At 33.0% G+C, this 18,354-nt stretch carries 13 protein-coding genes and 1 pseudogene; 13 read left to right on the top strand and 1 reads right to left on the bottom strand.

Annotated features, from left to right (window positions below):
• From MKX78_RS21070 to MKX78_RS21055, 4 genes are read left to right on the top strand one after another with little or no spacing between them, the layout of a single operon-like run.
• Nucleotides 1–522, top strand: coding sequence for a KdsC family phosphatase (locus tag MKX78_RS21070; protein ID WP_307315913.1), 522 nt, complete (start codon nt 1–3; stop codon nt 520–522).
• A gap of 12 nt (nt 523–534) precedes the next feature.
• Nucleotides 535–954, top strand: a complete 420-nt coding sequence (locus MKX78_RS21065; RefSeq protein WP_095371791.1) for an HIT family protein — start codon at nt 535–537, stop codon at nt 952–954.
• Nucleotides 955–974: 20 nt separating this feature from the next.
• Entirely contained in the window at nt 975–3,179 is a 2,205-nt protein-coding gene (locus MKX78_RS21060) for a capsular polysaccharide export protein, LipB/KpsS family (protein WP_341052254.1), read from the top strand.
• Nucleotides 3,176–4,288 (top strand): capsular polysaccharide export protein, LipB/KpsS family, encoded by a 1,113-nt coding sequence (locus MKX78_RS21055; RefSeq protein WP_322909724.1) that lies wholly within the window; start codon nt 3,176–3,178, stop codon nt 4,286–4,288. The genes MKX78_RS21060 and MKX78_RS21055 overlap by 4 nt, the downstream gene beginning before the upstream one ends.
• On the opposite strand, the gene MKX78_RS21050 is transcribed toward MKX78_RS21055, so the two are convergent.
• Entirely contained in the window at nt 4,285–4,791 is a 507-nt protein-coding gene (locus MKX78_RS21050; protein ID WP_289434682.1) for a sigma-70 family RNA polymerase sigma factor, read from the bottom strand. The genes MKX78_RS21055 and MKX78_RS21050 overlap by 4 nt on opposite strands.
• Before the next feature lie 269 nt (nt 4,792–5,060).
• Here MKX78_RS21050 and MKX78_RS21045 point away from each other — a divergent pair, with 269 nt between their 5' ends.
• The 9 genes and pseudogenes from MKX78_RS21045 to tagH all read left to right on the top strand — a co-directional run.
• On the top strand, nt 5,061–6,704 hold the full coding sequence (locus tag MKX78_RS21045; RefSeq protein WP_341052249.1) for a hypothetical protein: 1,644 nt from the start codon (nt 5,061–5,063) through the stop codon (nt 6,702–6,704).
• A gap of 219 nt (nt 6,705–6,923) precedes the next feature.
• Nucleotides 6,924–7,808, top strand: coding sequence for a UTP--glucose-1-phosphate uridylyltransferase GalU (gene galU / locus MKX78_RS21040; RefSeq protein WP_289434680.1), 885 nt, complete (start codon nt 6,924–6,926; stop codon nt 7,806–7,808).
• 238 nt (nt 7,809–8,046) lie between these two features.
• Nucleotides 8,047–10,902, top strand: coding sequence for a CDP-glycerol glycerophosphotransferase family protein (locus MKX78_RS21035; protein ID WP_341052245.1), 2,856 nt, complete (start codon nt 8,047–8,049; stop codon nt 10,900–10,902).
• Between the two features lie 6 nt (nt 10,903–10,908).
• Entirely contained in the window at nt 10,909–12,117 is a 1,209-nt protein-coding gene (locus MKX78_RS21030) for a glycosyltransferase family 4 protein (RefSeq protein WP_341052242.1), read from the top strand.
• A 19-nt stretch (nt 12,118–12,136) separates the two neighbouring features.
• The gene (locus MKX78_RS21025; protein ID WP_341052240.1) at nt 12,137–12,940 is read left to right on the top strand and encodes a hypothetical protein; all 804 of its coding nucleotides are present in this window, start codon (nt 12,137–12,139) and stop codon (nt 12,938–12,940) included.
• Nucleotides 12,941–12,956: 16 nt separating this feature from the next.
• Nucleotides 12,957–13,949: an XcbB/CpsF family capsular polysaccharide biosynthesis protein gene (locus MKX78_RS21020; protein WP_341052239.1), complete on the top strand. Its 993-nt coding sequence runs from the start codon at nt 12,957–12,959 to the stop codon at nt 13,947–13,949.
• Between the two features lie 56 nt (nt 13,950–14,005).
• Nucleotides 14,006–16,531, top strand: a complete 2,526-nt coding sequence (locus tag MKX78_RS21015; RefSeq protein WP_341052237.1) for a glycosyltransferase — start codon at nt 14,006–14,008, stop codon at nt 16,529–16,531.
• 165 nt (nt 16,532–16,696) lie between these two features.
• Nucleotides 16,697–17,530 (top strand): ABC transporter permease, encoded by an 834-nt coding sequence (locus MKX78_RS21010; RefSeq protein ID WP_341052235.1) that lies wholly within the window; start codon nt 16,697–16,699, stop codon nt 17,528–17,530.
• Between the two features lie 14 nt (nt 17,531–17,544).
• Nucleotides 17,545–18,330, top strand: a pseudogene (gene tagH, locus MKX78_RS21005) (teichoic acids export ABC transporter ATP-binding subunit TagH); the annotation flags it as partial.
• Nucleotides 18,331–18,354 lie beyond the last annotated feature (24 nt).

Below are 18,354 nucleotides of genomic sequence, written 5' to 3'. Positions count from 1 at the left end.
ATGAAAAATATTCGCTTAATCGTGTTAGATGTTGATGGTGTGTTAACCGATGGCAAACTCTTGTTATCAAGCAGTGGTGAAGAAGTAAAGGCATTTCATGTACATGATGGCATGGGAATTAGCCTAGCGAAGTTTGTTGGGATAGAGGTTGCGATTATTACAGGCAGACGATCTGCGGCAGTTGAGAAACGAGCAGCGGAACTGAACATCAACTATGTGCAGCAAGGTGTGAAAGATAAAGTATCCGCCCTTTTACAATTAGCGGGAGAAATAGATATTGATGTGAATCAAATGTGTTATATCGGTGATGATCTCAATGATATAGAAGCAATGAATATGGTCGGGTTAGCTGCATGTCCAGCAAACGCGATTGAGGAAGTGAAGCAAGAAGCGGAAATCGTTGCGGAACGGATGGGCGGTAATGGCGCAGTGCGGGAGATTATAGAATCCATTCTTCGTCAAAGTTTTGATTACACGGCACTTGTAAAGGATTTTCTTAACCAACAGGCGGTCAGACAGTAAGGAGTGTTTCTCTTGAATAGCTGTGCAATTTGTGAAAAACAGTTCACTCATAAGCGTGAAGTAATTTACAGTAATGATCGGTGGATGCTTGTTGCGGTTGAATCAAGAACTGCATTAGGCTATTTACACTTGGAAACGAAGAGACATATTGAACATTGGCACGATTTAAACGAGGCAGAACAGCATGATTTTTTTCATATCGTCAAAGTGGTTGAAATCGCATTGAAAGAAGTAATTGGCAGTGAACGTTTATATATGACTTCAATGAATGAGCTTGTACGGCATCTTCATTTTCATCTTATCCCACGACTAAAAGGTAGTGCTAAGCGGGGGCTGCCATTTATTTCCGAAGTCATTGGAGGAGCCCCATCCGTATCCCTAAAGGAAATGGATTGGGTCAAAGGGCTGAAAACACATTTCGTACAAGTATAAAGGAAGGAGGTATTGTACGTATGGGTTGGAAAAAAACAATAAAAAAAGGTTTAAAACAACTTTCACTGAAAAAAGGGAACGAACAAAAGCCATTTATTGAAATGGGAGAGAATTGGAGCAAAAGTGAGGCAGTGCCTGTCGCCTTTATGTTCGGCTTTAATCCTTGGAAAAGGGAACATAGCAGCAAATTTTTCTCAGAATATCGCACCGCGTTTGTTTTTGGTCAAGGGGATTTAAAAAGATTGCAACCTTTCATCAATAAGGCTTCTCAGGTAGTGTTTATCGTCTGGGGATTCAAAGAACCTGAAGGGCTAACAGCTTATGCAGCTAAGAAAGGTATTAAAGTCCTTCGTGTGGAAGATGGTTTTGTCCGCTCAGTAGGCTTAGGTGCAGCCCATACGTTTCCTCTATCCATCGCTGTTGATTCGAAGACCCTTTATTTCAATGCTCGGCAGCCATCAGATTTAGAAGAATTATTAAATACTTACGAGGTATCGGCAGAAATGTTGCAGCGTGCAAGAGAATGTCGGCTACAGCTTATTCAGCAGGGCGTATCAAAATATAACCATACGGCGCAAACTGATATCAATAAGATTTATGGTGAGAAAAAGTCAAAGAGAATTTTAGTCATAGGGCAAGTAGAAGATGACGCATCGATCCAATATGGTCTAGAAGCGAAAATGACCAATAATGATCTCGTTCGTGCAGCTGCAAAAGAGCATCCAGAATGTGAAATCATTTATAAGCCACATCCTGATGTTCTCGGCGGATATCGTAAAGCATTTTCTAATCCAATGGATGTGACCGATGTGGCGAAAGTTGTAACTGAACCGCTTGGTATCGTTGATGCACTCCAGACGATTGATCATGTATACACGATGACTTCTCTCGTTGGCTTCGAGGCACTTATTCGCGGTATACCAGTTACCTGTTACGGATCGCCATTTTATGCAGGCTGGAGCCTCACAACAGATAGGCAGCCCAACGCTAGAAGGCAAAGGAAACGTACGATTGACGAGTTATTTGCAATCAGCTATCTTGTGTATCCGCGGTATATGAACCCAGATACCGGTGAACATATTCAGCTAGAAGAAGCAATGAAAATCTTAATTAGACAACGTGCAGAAAGTATGGAGCTAGAGGGTGATAAGAAAAGACAAGCACTTGCCTTTTCTGAAGCTGAACAATTATATAAACAAGCATTAAATTTAGTTTATCAACCTGGAAGAGAGCAAGTGTATATTGAACTCCTAAATGATGCGAGACAATACGAAAAATCCTTGCGGCTAATAGAAGAAAAGCAGCGACAGAACAGCTTACCTGACTCTTTATATTGTGAAAAGGGCATTGCTTATGCCGGTCTTGGGCATTATCAAGCAGCACTTTCCTCCATATTAAAAGTAGAAAAAAAATCTAAGCGACAAATGCTTGCTTTAATCAGATTACTATGGAAAATTGAAGGCCCATCAGATAGGTTATTACAAGCAACAGAAGAGACATTAAAAATGTTGGATGTAGATTTTTCTAAAGAAGATATCATGCAGTTTGCAGCTATCCTTAATCATTGCGGTCATCCCTATAAGGCGAAACGGCTTTTACGGGAGAAGCAAATAGAACCAATAGAGGTACCTTATCTTTCTTTGGCAGTCAATTTTGATTTTGATCAACTAAACGCCTCTACTTATAGTGAAAAAGTGGTTGTCAATCAATTGATCCAATCAGAAGGTCAGTTTCAACAACTGCTGACCACTCAAAAAAAGATAGGTATTGTACTAGAAGCGACATCACAAGAGGCACTGCATCATTTCTGCCAAAAATTTGATACCCTCATCTTTGTCACAAAACCAACCTTTCCATTGGTTGATCGGAACCGTTCATTCGTTATATTTAGTGCCATTCATCCCGAATTGCATGAGCAGGTTAACTTATCACAGGTGGAATTATTATTATGTAATGAGCCGGGCCTTATTCATCGCTATCCCCATGGCTCAGATTATATGCGTACATTGATAGAACGAGGTGTGAAGCTAGAGTCTTACCCACAAGGTTTGTATCGTGAGTTAGTCAATCAACTTGGCAGAAAACCAAGCGATCGTGAATTATTACTCTTCTGGATCGTTCAACAAACAGGAGAAAAAATAGCCGAGGAACAAATTCTATACTCAGGCAACAGTGAAGACAAGGATATGCTCAAATCCTACATCGTAGAAGGTGTCCTACAGTGAAAAAATGGAGAGTATTAGCAAAGAAAGGTGTTAGGAAAGTAAAAGAGCTACGAAAGTATTCACAAAGTGTTCGCCAAGTGAAAAGGAATAGTGGAACAAAACCGATTGCGCTAGCATTTTACTTTTCCCATTGGAAACAAGAGTGTGTGAAGGAATTTTTTCGTGAATATGAGATTATTTTTATCCCCCATACTTTTACTACTGTTTTTTTACACAGGTTGCTCCGTGTAAACAGGGAAAAAGTGTTTTTAATATGGGGATCTAAACAAAATGTACAGCTAGAAGATATAGCTGAAGCCTATCAAGTTCCCATATATCGTGTGGAGGATGGCTTTGTCCGCTCTGTTGGTTTAGGGGCGCTGCATACATTGCCATACTCCTTATGCATAGACAAGACAGGTATTTATTATGATAGTACACAACCAAGTGACTTAGAGCACTTACTGAATCATCATCATTTTGACCAAGATATCTTAGATCGGGCAGCGCGCATCATAGAAGAAATAAAAGAAAACGGCTTAAGTAAATATAACCATCTTTCAACAAAAGATGTGAATGTAGTCTATGGCAGGAAAGCGAACAAGCGGATACTAGTCATTGGACAAGTAGAGGATGACGCTTCGATTTTGATGGGAGCAGCTACACGTTGGACGAACAATGACTTGGTCCGCTTAGCTCGGGAGGAAAATCCTCATGCGCAAATTATATATAAGCCGCATCCTGACGTATTATCTGGTAAAAGACCGCTGCAATCCAATCCAAAAGACGTCACACATCTAGCACAGATTGTCAGCGAACCAATTAGCTTGCATGATTCACTAAAAACCGTTGACCATGTTTATACTATTACTTCTTTATCCGGTTTCGAAGCACTCATGCGAGGCATTCCCGTTACAACAGTCGGAGCCCCTTTTTACTCCAACTGGGGCTTAACAGATGATCGTCAAATGGTAGCCAGAAGAAGAAGGCAACGCACACTTGTAGAAGTATTCGCTGCCGCCTATTTACTTTATCCCAAATATATGAACCCGAATACCAAAGAACCTATCACTCTAGAAGAGACAATCCAATTAATTAATGAAGAGAGGAATGCTCCCGTTCACACTTAATGGCGCGTTCCTTCTCGCCCCATCTTCTTCCTTAAGGATCTCCGTGCCCCTTCCCGCCACTGCTTCACAGCAGAAATAGACACCCCCTCTTTAATGGCAATCTCTCGAATCGAGTGATCATACATGAGTGTATACCATACCCACTTAAACTGCTTCTCCGTCAAACATCCTCGACAAACCCGCAAAAACTCAAGCTCTACAGTAGAATCATCACTCGTTTCATCATCAGCCACCAATAACCAAAACTCTTCCTCAGCCACTACCCACCGCTCTGCGTAGTTAATCGACCGCTTCAACTCATTCAACAATTTCCCCCTCACACAAGCATAAGCATAACTAATAAAAGGCTTTCCCAACCCTTCATCATATCGCTCCCAAGCCTCCCACAAAGCAATCACACCCACCTGATAATATTCCTCTTTCTCCCGATAAATCCCCAAACTTCTCATAATCTTAAAAATCATTGGCTCATACGACTTAAGCACAACCTCAAACTCCTGCACTCTCTAATCATCCTTAAAGGAAGCGCGCTTACCGGTTTTTTCCTAGGTAGGGGTAGTTTAAGATATGGAATAGGAAATGAGCAAAACAAAAAAAGTATGGGAACATCAGTGATTCCAATAAATTTGACATAAAAAAACCGAAAATTGACCGGTTTTTTTAAAAAAAAACAAGATACCTGTAATTTTCTCACTTTTTCGATTTAAGTCTCATTACTAAGTTTGTTTGATATAATCATGTATTGAATATAATCATTTTGGAGGATAAGTTTTTGAAACAATTACAGCTCGAGAGTTTTTATCAGAATGTGTCAAAATATGTGGAGATGGAAGAATGGCAAAATGTCTATAATATATTGAGTGATCGAATAGATGCATTTTTAATGAAGGAAGAACAATTGCTAGACGAACTTAAGAAAATAGAATCCAAAGATAATGAGATATTTCTTCAGTTAGGTTTATATAAGTTTAAAAGTAATAAACAATTTAAGGTACTTAGTTTAAAAAAATATTTTTTACAGCCAAGTATATATTTGAGAACAAAGGTGCAAATAAGTAAACTTAAACTAAAATTAAGTAATATCCTTATATGGTATATTAACAGTCTAATAGAATTAAAAAAATATAATGAGGCTAAGATAATAATTAGTAAGAATGCTACGAACCCTTCAGATGAAATTCTTACATTAGAGGCGAAGCTTGGTTTTTTATTAAACGAGAAAGAGTGGAGTATGAATTGCTATCAAAAATTAATAGCAAACAATGTAAAGTTAATAGAAGAAGATTATGTTAACTATCTCGATATTGCAATAGACGATAATATAGATACTGCATATAAAATGGCTAATCAGGCATATGAATATTATCCGAGCAATGAAAAAATTGCATTATACTTCGTAAAAACATCATTTTTACAAATGAACTGGAAAGAAACTATTAATAGGTTCGAAGAAGTAAAAGAGAATATAAATCTTTATAATGAAGTTTTATTAATTGGTAGCGTTACAAACCAAATATTAGGAGATAGTAAACAAGCTGAGAGTATAATGAAAGATTTTCTAACAGAAAATGAAGGAGAGTCCATTTATAAATATGATAAACCCTATCTAAAAGTTAATTTGTTAGATAATGGAGAAAGTAGAATTGAATATTATAAGATGACAAAACAAACTAAAGAAATTTGTTTAACATTCGATTCTATAAATATAACTTGGGATAGAAATCCATTTTCCTTTAATTTTATACAAAAATTTGATTTAGATATTATTGCTTTAAGAAGGAGAACAAAAGATAACTATTATCAAGATTTACAGATAGAAAAGTATCATCTTGCTGTAAGGGATATTTTGAAAGGGTATGATAAAACATTTGCATATGGATTTAGTTTAGGTGCTTATGCTGCACTATATTATGCATCAGAACTAAATGCTAGCATTTTATCCTTGTCTCCTAGATTATCGGTGCATCCAAATTATAATGGAAAGCCTAGAAAGAAGACAGTTTTCACACATCAATCTTTTTTACCTAAAAATGAGTCTATTAAGCCAATAATTATTTATGATCCAAAGGATCAGTTAGATAATAAATATATAGAGACTAATGTAAAAAAATCTTTTCCTAATGGACAATTCATAAAAACACCTTATTCTGGTCACTCGACAGCACCTTATTTGTTATCAATTGGATTATTAAAGAAAACAGTACAAAGTGTACTAGAAGGAGAACCAATTCCTATAATTGATAGAAAAAAGAACTTACACTCGTATATATATATTAATGAGTTAGCTTCACATTGCTTAAGGAGAAATAAGTTAAATTGGGCGAAGAAATTAATAGACTACTCCTTATCTCTAGAGCCTGATAAAGCAGATACAAAGAAAATAAGTAAAAAAATTTTACAAAAGATGGCTAAATAAATTTAGCCATCTTCTTTGTTTAACACTTCTAATATGTAACAGAAAATTTTGTTAAATCTTATTTGAAAAACTTACATTTTATGATATTATAAAACATTATTATCAGTATGAAAAATTAGGTAGAAAAATGTAAAATAAATGTTATAATGTAATTTGATTGTATTTTTATATAGGTATTTATAATTATATCGAAATAATGTTATGGGAGGATGTGTTTATATGAAAAAAGTAAGAAAAGCCATCATTCCTGCTGCCGGACTTGGAACACGTTTTTTACCTGCTACTAAGGCTATGCCTAAGGAGATGCTTCCAATTGTTGATAAACCAACAATTCAGTACATAATTGAAGAAGCAGTAGCTGCGGGAATAGAGGATATCTTAATCATAACCGGCAAAGGGAAAAGGGCTATCGAAGATCATTTTGACCATGCTCCAGAACTAGAGTCTAATTTGTTGGAAAAAGGGAAGATAGATTTACTGAATAAGGTACAATATGCATCAAACCTTGCAAATATACATTATATTAGGCAAAAAGAACCAAAAGGTTTGGGTCATGCTGTTTGGTGTGCACGTAATTTTATCGGTGAGGAGCCTTTTGCAGTGTTATTAGGTGATGATATTGTAGAAAGTGAAACACCTTGCATTAAACAGTTAATTTATCAATATGAAATCTTACAAAGCTCAGTGATCGGAGTTCAACAGGTACCTGAAAATGAAACAGATAGGTACGGTATAATAGACCCTTTAAATCGTGAAGGTAGAAGGTATAAAGTGAATAATTTTATAGAAAAACCAGTTAAAGGCCTAGCCCCATCTAATTTAGCAATTATGGGTCGATATATTTTAACACCTGATATTTTTGAATTACTGGAGAGACAAGAAAAAGGTTCTGGCGGAGAAGTGCAATTAACAGATGCTATTCAAAAATTAAACGAGTTTCAGAGTGTATATGCCTATGATTTCGATGGGACGAGGTATGATGTTGGTGAGAAATTAGGCTTTATCAAAACAACAATCAATTTTGCGTTAAAGGAAGAAAATTTAAGGAAAGATATAATGGAGTATATGGAACAATTAATAATTAATAAGAAGATTGTAAATTGATATAGTATCGGAACTGATAGTTATTGTATTCGTATCATCTATACTAGCTGGGGCTTTCTTAAAATGAAATGATAAATACGGTTTATAAACTTTTAAGGGAGTTTTACTATTATAATTGTTATACATATTATATAAAAGATAGGTTACCCCATCTTCAATCCATGAAGAGGGGTCTTCTCATGTATGGGAATAAAATTGTAAAATATAGTAACTTTTTTGTTTGATCGGAGGATTAACGTTGAATTTATTAAGTTTGTTATGGAAAGAAAGGCAAAGAGAAAAATGTAATTTGTACGATATATCTTATTCTAATAATGAAGTGGAAGTCTTATTAAAAGAAGAGGGTTTTGAAGAAAGTGTGAAAAGTAATAGTTGTTTATTGCTAGTCAACCGACATACAAAGGAAAGAAAAGAATTCACATTAAAACATAAAATTGTAGGAAATGTTAATGTTTTTTTTGTCAAGTTGTCACTCGGTGAAATACAAAGTTTATTTGCTACATTTAACGAAGTTTGGGATGCATATTATCTAAAAAAAACAAACAATAAAATAACTAATGTTAGAATTAAAAATATTAATAACGAGTATAATAAATATCCTATATATAATAGCGATATTAATAGAGAAACAATTTTTTACTCTACCGTAAAAGGTAATTTGTCTATTAAGATTGAAGAAAGTAACCCTGAGTTTCTTGTAAATAATATTATTCTTAGTAAAAATGGAACTGCGTTTATTGAAGGTACCTTCTCTTTATCATATATAAAACTAGAAAATCTAAATATTTCGAATAACATTTTTATGAAGGATGGATTAAATTTTGAAGTATTAGGAGAATTGTTATTAGATAAGGAAGATGGGGTACTCACAAGTACTTCATTTAAAAAAACTTCATTTAAGATCGATCTAAAAAGAGTAGTCAATAATGTAAAAAAAGGAATACCAATTCACATGTATCTTAAAGTTTCTGATGATGAAACAATTAGGTACATTCCTATAAAACATCATGAAATCTTTAATGAAAAAGCTTCATTTTATTTAGAAAACAAAATACAGGAGATTAGTTTAAAGGCCAATAGTCCTGAATTTGGTATACATATGGAAGTATTAAATGATGATATTCAGGTAGAAGTTAGTGAAATTTATCCAATTGGTAACCAAATAGAATTAAAAGGTAAATTGTTGAATACGTCAAGTGAACTTATTCACATGATGAAAGATCCCCAGATATTTTTTGTGAAAAGAGAAAAGCCTGCGTGTTTTATTCAATACCCAGTTTTAATTAATAATAATCATACTTTTCATTTTGTATTAGATGTAGATGATATAAACCTAAACTTTGAGGAAGATTTATACGGTATTTTCGATGTTTATCTTATCTTATCAGGTATAAAGTACAGGTTAACTAACAGATCTGATGGTATTGTAAATAAACAAAAAATAATCAACCTTCCTCAAATCTTACAACCAAATAATTCAGGTAATTTAATGGCGGTCAAGCCCTATTATACAATTAATAATGAGTTCTCAATGCTCATAAGAGATATATGTCACCTTAAGAAAATAGATAGTGTAAGTATTTTAAAAGATGGTATTAGATTTGAAGGTAAATTAAATATTCAACCACCAAACAATAATGTTAGTGATATATGTCAAGGCCAGTTGAAGGTTAAAGGTGATTTCGGAAGAGTGTTTGAATGCCCTGTTGAATGGACTTTTGAAAAGACTGAAAAGACACCTTTAGAATTTGCGTTTAAAACCGAAATGAAATTTAATGATAGTTTTATTAGCCCTGATAATATTATTGAAGCAATTACTATGAATGCTATTGAATGTAAGGTCTTATTCGGTGATCATCACTCGACATTCCAAATGTCTGTAGACCCTCTTAAAATATATAAATATAAAGATAATAAGTCAGAAACACCTCTTTTTTTAAAAAAGATAGAGACTAAACTTATTGAAAATAGCTATAGAATATTTAACAAGTTATTGCCAATTAAGAAAAACACTATTATCTTTCAAAGTTTTCATGGCAAATCATATTCATGTAATCCAAAAGCCATATATAAATATATGAAAGAACATCATATAGACATGAATTTTGTTTGGGTCTTAAATAATCAATATAAGAAAATAGAAGGAAACCCACAAATAGTCAAACCTAAATCTTTAAAATATTATTATTATATGGCAAGAGCTAAATATTTTGTAAACAATGGTAACTTTCCTGATTTTTATAATAAACGGAAAGGTGCTGTTCATATACAAACTTGGCATGGTACACCTCTGAAAAAATTAGGGTTTGATATAGATATGTCATCGCCTTCCTATAAAGAGAATACGTCACCAGCACTTATGAGAAGGAATAAACGATGGGATTATCTAATTGGTCCTAACGATTATACATCTGAAATATTAAAAAGGGCTTTTAAATACGAAGGTAAAATGTTAGATATAGGTTATCCGAGAAATGATATTTTCTACAATTATAAGGAAGATGTTATTGCGGAATTAAAGAATAGGTTAGGTATACCTCTATCAAAGAAGGTTATTTTATATGCACCAACATGGCGTGATTATGAATTTCATAATGGAAGACCAGAAGAAAACTTTAATGTTAAATTTGATATTGAGAAATTCAGATCTGAGTTCGGAGAAGATTATGTACTTCTTTTAAGGCTCCATTATAGAGATGCTAATAGGCTTAAAATAAATGTTAATAATAATGTTGTTTTGAATGTATCGAATTATGATGATATACAAGAATTATATCTTATAAGTGATATTTTAATAACGGATTATTCATCAGTAATGTTTGACTATGCTAACTTAAATAGACCAATTTTATTTTATGCTTATGATTATAAGAGGTATAGTTCAGAGCTTAGGGGATTTTATTTGAATTTTAAAGAAGAAGCGCCCGGACCAATTGTTACTAGTGAGGCTCGATTATTTCAAGAAATAAGAAATATAGATCAGGTGAAAAATAGATATGCAAGCAGATACAAGAAATTTCAAGGTAAATTCTGTCATTTAGATGATGGTGAGGCATCTAAAAGAGTAATTAATACTGTATTTAAGAGTGGGTGAGGAAAAGTGAAAATAAATTTTTTGATTTTTGATGTGTACGGAATGGGAGGTACAGTCAGGACTGTGCTTAATGTAACAAATTATTTAGCAAGAACAGGGTATGATGTTGAAATTATAAGTGTTTTTAGGCATAGACAGAAGGCTTTTTTCAATATTGACCCTCGAATTAAAGTAACCGTATTACATGATGTCGTTAATCGAGATAAAAATCAAAAGGGATTAAGAAATAAGGTTTCGAATTTCTTGATGAATCGAAAAAGTAGGTTAATACATTCGGATGATGAAGCTTACCACTTTTTTTCTTTGTTAACGGATATTAAAATGTTTAATTACATTAAAACGATACAAGAAGGTATTATTGTATCAACACGCCCTAGCTTTAATATCTTTACAGCAAAGTATGCTAATAAAGGTGTTAAGATAATTGGTCAAGAACATTTGAATTTTTCAATATATCCACCAAGAATGAAAAAATCACTTTTAAAAAATTATATACACTTAGATTTTTTAGCTACATTAACGGATGAAGATACAGATGATTATAAAAAGCTATTGAAAAAGGGAAAAGTCAAGGTTGAGAAGTTAACAAATTCAATACCTGCTTTGCAGGGAGTAACATCGAATGTTGATTCAAAGGTTATAATTGCAGCTGGTAGGCTTGTAGAACAAAAGGGATTTGACTTATTAATAGAGTCTTTTAGTATTGTTAATCAAATTCACCCTGATTGGCAGTTGAAAATATTTGGTAGTGGAAGGGATAAACAAAAGCTCGAAGATTTAATAACAGAAAAAAAACTATATAATCACGTCTTCTTAATGGGACCAACACAAAATATAGAGATAGAATTGGCTAATTCATCTATTTATGCATTAAGTTCACGTTTTGAAGGATTTGGTATGGTTATAATTGAAGCAATGCAATGCGGTGTGCCTGTTGTTAGCTTTGATTGTCCTAAAGGGCCAAGTGAGATAATATCTCATAATGTTGATGGATTACTAATCGAAAATGGAAATACAGAGAAGTTGGCAAACGGTATGATTGAGCTGATAGAAAATAAAGAAAAAAGAAGAGCATTTTCAGTGAAGGCAATGAAAAATGTTAAAAGGTATGAAATTGAGAATATAGGACAATTATGGGAAAAGTTGATTGATGGAATCTTTTCGGAAAATGAGGAGCATAAACTTAGAATTAGTGAAACTACTAAGACGTTCTAATAATTGTGAAGGAGTTAATATGATAGGAAACAAAATATTAAACGATGTAAACTATATATCTTTTGATGAAAATTTACTAATTGTTGATTTTAACAAGAATGTCGATGAATTTAACATAAAAATAACTGTAAAAAAAAGAAAAAATCATAATGATTTTAGGTATGAATCCGAAATTGAGTTTGTAAGTATTGACAACACAACTAATACTTTTTTTATTAACATAAGTAAATTGCCAATATCAAAAGACGGTGAAAATATTTGGGATGTTTTTGCAGAAGTAATAGATAAAGATGGTTTTACTATAGAACAGGATTTGTTGCTACTTAAAAACAATTATAATTTTAATTATTTTAGTTATTTTCAAGACGGTTATTTACTTAAAAGTAAACCATATATTACTAGTAAATTTAATAGTTTATCAATACTTATTAAAGTTGATCAGATAAAGGCAAATATCTTTAGAGTTTCTAATAATGACAAGGACTTATTGTTAGAAGGTGAGCTACAATCCGAAGAGATGGATATTTTCACTATATTAGAAGAACCTGTAAATTTTGAAATTATTTCAAATCAAAATGATATTCTTAATGTAGAAAAATCAAGTGTGTTATTACTAAACTCATATTTTACTATTAAGATTAATTTAGAAGGTTTGTTGAAGTGTATAAAATCTGGAGAAGGAGAGTATAGTGTTATCTTGAATTTGTGGATTTCAAACTTCAATGAAAGAAAAGTCCCAATTTCAGATGAATCGAATACCTTTAGTATAAAATATAAAGATTCTTCTATAATTTATCATAAAGGGAAGATCTTATTAAATTAAAAAAAGAGGTTAAGTTATGGGACATGAGTTTACCGTTTCTGAAACAAATATTTTAGATTTTAAACCTGATTACACAAAGGATAAACTATTTATAAATACATTTCAGAATAAGAGCCTTTTAAATCTTGCAAGAGAATATGAAAATGCTTATAAAATGTATAAAGAGATAATATCTAAAGATTATATTTTGTACTATCATGATAAAAATAATTCTAGGTTTTGTAAAAGGGGGTTATTTGAAAATTTATGGGTAAGAAAAGATTTAATAAAACAGGGAGAGCTTTTTTATTCGATTGATGAACAGATAGAGAATAAGGAAACCATTTTGCAAAGAAAGAAATTATTAGTCATTTTTTCCTGTATGCCCAGACCTGAGGATTATGATAGTAGCTTAACAGCAGATAGGTGCTTTACACCGTTTTTTAAATCCATAGCTAGAAGTTTAGTTAAGGATGTAATTATTATGAGAATAATGGATCTTAACCTATCACACGGATCTCATTACATTAATACATATAACTATCCAAATATGGAAGATGACGTGCAGGCAGCGATAGAAATAGTGTCATCTCAATATAATATAGAGAAAGAAAACATCTTATTATATGGAGTCTCTAAAGGAGGGACAGGAGCACTTTATCATGGTAGTAAAAACGATTATAAAGTGGTTGCTGTTGACCCTATAATTAGTTTAGAGGAATATAATAATAATAACGATGAGCATTTTTTAGTAGGATTAAGAAAAGTAGACCTAATTGAAGATATAAATAGTTTTCTATCAGAAAGTAAACTAACTAAATTTGTAATAGGAAATGAAAATGTTAAGTTTAACTATAAGAAAATCATGGAATTAAACGATAAGGTAGAAAAGGTTATTTTGAAAGACGACAAAATAACCCATCATAATGAAGTATCAAGAAATTGTGTGCCCGAACAACTAACTCTCCTGAATATGTTATTATCTGAGACTATAAATGTTACTGTTGGAAAAGAATTAATGTTATTATAGAATTAGAATATTTTTACATTGAAGTTTGTACTTTAAAACCGAGAGGAGCACTATACTTGGCCAAGAGTGTCATTAAATACTTCAGTCGCAAAGTTCCTTTTATTAAACAACCTATACGTGATTATATTAAGAATGAACGGTTTAAGATTCGCGCGAAGTATAATTATTATGTGAATCATTTAAAAGTGGAAGATCGAGTGATTTTGTATGAGGCATATCATGGTAAAAGTTTTACGTGTAATCCATTAGCTATTTTTTTAGCGTTTGAAAAAAGAACTGATTTCGATCAGTTTCTTCATATTATAGTGGTGAATGAAAACGATTCTTTTGTAGACACATTACCAAAAAGAAAAAATATAAAATTTGTAGCAGTAGATGATGATCTTTATTTAAGATACTTAGCTACTGCCAAATATCTAATTAATAATACGTCCTTTCCTTATTATTTCATTAAACGAGAAGGTCAGGTATATGTGAATACATGGCATGGGACCCCCCTTAAGACGTTAGGAAGAGATATTAAACAAGCGGGCATGACTGATCATATGAATATCCAGCGGAATTTATTACAAACGGATATATTGGTTAGTCCTAATCAATTTACATATGAAAAACTATTGTCTTCACATGATATTTACGAAATTTTTCCAGGATGGGTTGCTGATATTGGTTATCCTCGTGTCGATCGAACGCTAGCTGCTTCAAGTAAGGATGTATTATCTCAGTTAGGGGTAACGAGTGGAACTAAGGTGATCTTATATGCCCCAACGTGGCGGGGGACGGTAGGAAATGAGGCAGATATGAGTGAGCAACTACTTAAGGATGTCCTCCATTTAAAGAGGGAATTAGGCAGTGACTATACTGTATTATTGAAGTCTCATTATTTTACCTTTAAGTACTTTGAGGAAAACCAAAAACAAGAGCTATGTGTACCAAATGGCATGGACACAAATTTATTGCTATCAGCAGTCGATATTTTAATAACTGATTATTCTAGCATCTTTTTTGACTTCTTACCGACCGGGCGTTCAGTCATTTTCTATGGAGATGATATTGAACAATATAGTCATGAAAGAGGATTCTACCTCCCGATTGATCAATTACCTGGACTACTCACTCAAAAGCTAGAAGAAGTGATTGTGCATATTAAAAATATCGACTTAGAGCAAGAGAAATATAATGAGAAGTACAAAGAATATCAAGAACAGTTTTGTTATAATGATGATGGACAGGCTGCTTCAAGACTGTTATCAATCTTATTAGACAAAGAACAGAAGCATTTAATTAAAACGGAAACAAATAAAGAGAAAATTATTATGTATTGCGGAGCTTTCTATAATAATGGTATAACGATGTCTGCTTTAACCTTATTAAATGCGATTGATTATGATAAATACGAAGTGGTTGTCATAGAGAATCCGAAAGGTTCTGAAGAAAAATGGGTAAATATTAAAAGAGCTAATCCTAATGTTCATTTTATTTATCGACCTGGTGTTCTCGGTAGAACAGTTCTTGATAGCTATAAACATCAATGGATCTTGAATCGTGGTGTCAGTGGACAAATTGTAGAAAAGGTACTTCCAGCACATTTATATTATAATGAGTTTCGCCGGTTAGTTGGAGACGTGAAATTTGATCATGCAATAAATTTTGGTGGTTATAATGATTTTTGGAGTCTCCTATTTGCCTTTTCGCGAATAAAGAATAAATCTATTTATCTTCATAACGATATGATGGAAGAATTTAATAAGAAAATCAAAGGCAAATTTAAACATAAAAAGAATCTAAAAGTGATTTTTTCTATTTATAAATATTATGATAGAATCATCTCAGTAGCAGAATCGACACACGAAACGAATATGAAAAACTTAGAGCAGTTAGTACCAGATAGTCACAAAAAAATGACATATGTTAATAATCTTGTTGATAGTAACCGTGTGAAGACACTGATGAATCAGTATGATTATATCGAAGTGAACGGGAATAATTATCTTGTTACGGACCAATTAGCAGAGTCTGTTAAGTTAACTATTCAAGGAGTCATAGCTCCTGAAGAGGTAGATGTAAACTTTGTCACTGTTGGTAGACTTTCACCTGAAAAGGGTCATGAAAAATTAATTCATGCATTTTGGGCTTTATACCAATATGATCAGCATGTTAAGCTTTATATCGTTGGGGAAGGACCACTAAAAGAATCATTGCAATCTCTTATTAAGAAGCTAAAAATGAATGATCGCATTATATTGGTGGGACAATTATCTAATCCCTTTGCTCTTATTAATCAGTGTGATTGTTTTGTTCTTTCTTCAAATTATGAGGGTCAAGGACTCGTTCTACTCGAAACATTGATTATAGGTAAACCGATTATAGCAACAGATGTAACAGGTGTTAGAAGTGTCCTTAAAGAAGGCTATGGTGAGTTAGTAGAGAACAATCAAGAAGCATTGGCTGAAAAGTTAATTCAATTTGTTGAGCGTTACCGACAAAAATGTTTACCTAAGAGAAGTTCTTTTCATGATGAACAATATAATCAAGAAGCCTTAAACCAATTTTATGGTAAAGTACTAGGGAAATCATTATAATATTGTTATCGGCAATGTAAGGGAATTATTCATCTTTTAATTCCCTTTTTATTTTTGCTCTGTCGCAACAGAAAATGACAATTTCATCATTCAATGATAAAATATTTTCTCGGGGAGAGTAATTCATTGTTAAAAGAAAATTAAAGGCACGGAAAGGAAAAACGCATGCGTTCTGTAGTGACAGTTTTAAAAGAACAAATCAAAAGTTTTTATTTAGTTAGACGCCTTTCTGTTTATGAAATGAAAAGTGCGAACAGAAACAACTATTTAGGGATTCTATGGGAAATTATAAACCCTATGATTCAAATTGCGATTTATTGGTTTGTGTTTGGCTATGGGATATTTAAAGCTGTTGGTAGACCTGATGTGAATATAGGTGATGAGGTTTATATCCCCTATTTTTCATGGATGTTATCAGGCATAGTCGTTTGGTTCTTTATTAATCAATCGATCACAATGGGCTCGAAATCGGTTTATTCGAGAATTAAGATGGTATCCAAAATGAGTTTCCCAATGAGTGTCATACCTACCTATGTGATTTTTGCAAAGCTTTATCAACATTTAATGTTACTAGTTATTGTACTCATTATGTTCCAATTTATGGGTTATCCAATTTCTGTATATTATATACAATTACCTTATATGATGTTAGCGACCTTAATATTCTTGGTTTCGCTATCACTGATCACCTCTACTATTTCAACAATTGTACGTGATTTTCAAATGGCTATTCAATCAGTAGTGAGGATTCTCATCTATGTATCACCATTCTTATGGCCACCATATGAACTTGAGCCTGAGATTGTGCCAACATTAATGCAGCTGAACCCGATTTATTACTTAGCAGAAGGATATCGTGCGACAATCTTAGGTCTAAATTGGTATCCATTTGTGAATTGGGAATATAGCCTTTATTTCTGGGGAATTACTATACTATTATTTGTCGTTGGTTCGATTTTACATGTGAAATTTAGAGATCGCTTCGTAGACTTTCTATAAGATGGATGTGAATTATGGAACATTCAGTTGTTTTAAACAATATAACGAAAAAATATAAAATGTATGATGGTAATAAGGAAAAGTTATTAGATATCTTATTACCGAAAAGTTATGGTGAAGATTTTTACGCGTTGCAAAATGTTAGTTTTACAGCTGAAAAAGGTGACGTTGTTGGATTTATTGGAGTGAATGGTTCGGGTAAATCCACTCTGTCCAATATCCTTGCCGGCATTATCCCACCTACTACAGGTGAGGTAACCATCAATGGGAAGACGGCATTAATTGCTGTCAATTCAGGTTTGAATAATCAATTGACCGGGCGCGAAAATATCGAATTAAAATGTCTGATGCTCGGTTTTAGTAAAGCGCAGATTAAAGAGTTAGAACCGGAAATTATTGATTTTGCTGATATAGGTAAATTTATTGATCAACCGGTCAAAAGCTATTCCAGTGGGATGAAATCACGTTTAGGCTTTGCTATTTCTGTAAATATTGATCCGGATATATTAGTGATTGATGAAGCACTTTCAGTCGGTGATCAGACATTTGCCGATAAATGTTTAGATAAGATGAATGAGTTTAAAGCAAAAGGGAAAACAATTTTCTTTATTAGTCACTCGATTGGTCAAATGAATCGTTTCTGTGAGAAAGCACTTTGGCTGGAGTATGGTGAAGTGAGAGAGTTTGGGCCGATTAAAGAAGTCATGCCAAAATATCAGGCTTTCTTAAAGGAATATAAAGCGATGAGTGCTTCTGAGAAGCGTGCCTTTAAAGAAAAGGCAATGAAGAAGCAAGCAGGACTTGTTACAAATTAAATAAATGTT

Source organism: Cytobacillus sp. FSL R5-0569, assembly GCF_038007265.1.
Taxonomy (GTDB): domain Bacteria; phylum Bacillota; class Bacilli; order Bacillales; family Cytobacillaceae; genus Cytobacillus; species Cytobacillus kochii.
Note: the sequence above shows the minus strand (reverse complement) of the source record. Positions and strands in the feature narration are given on the sequence as shown.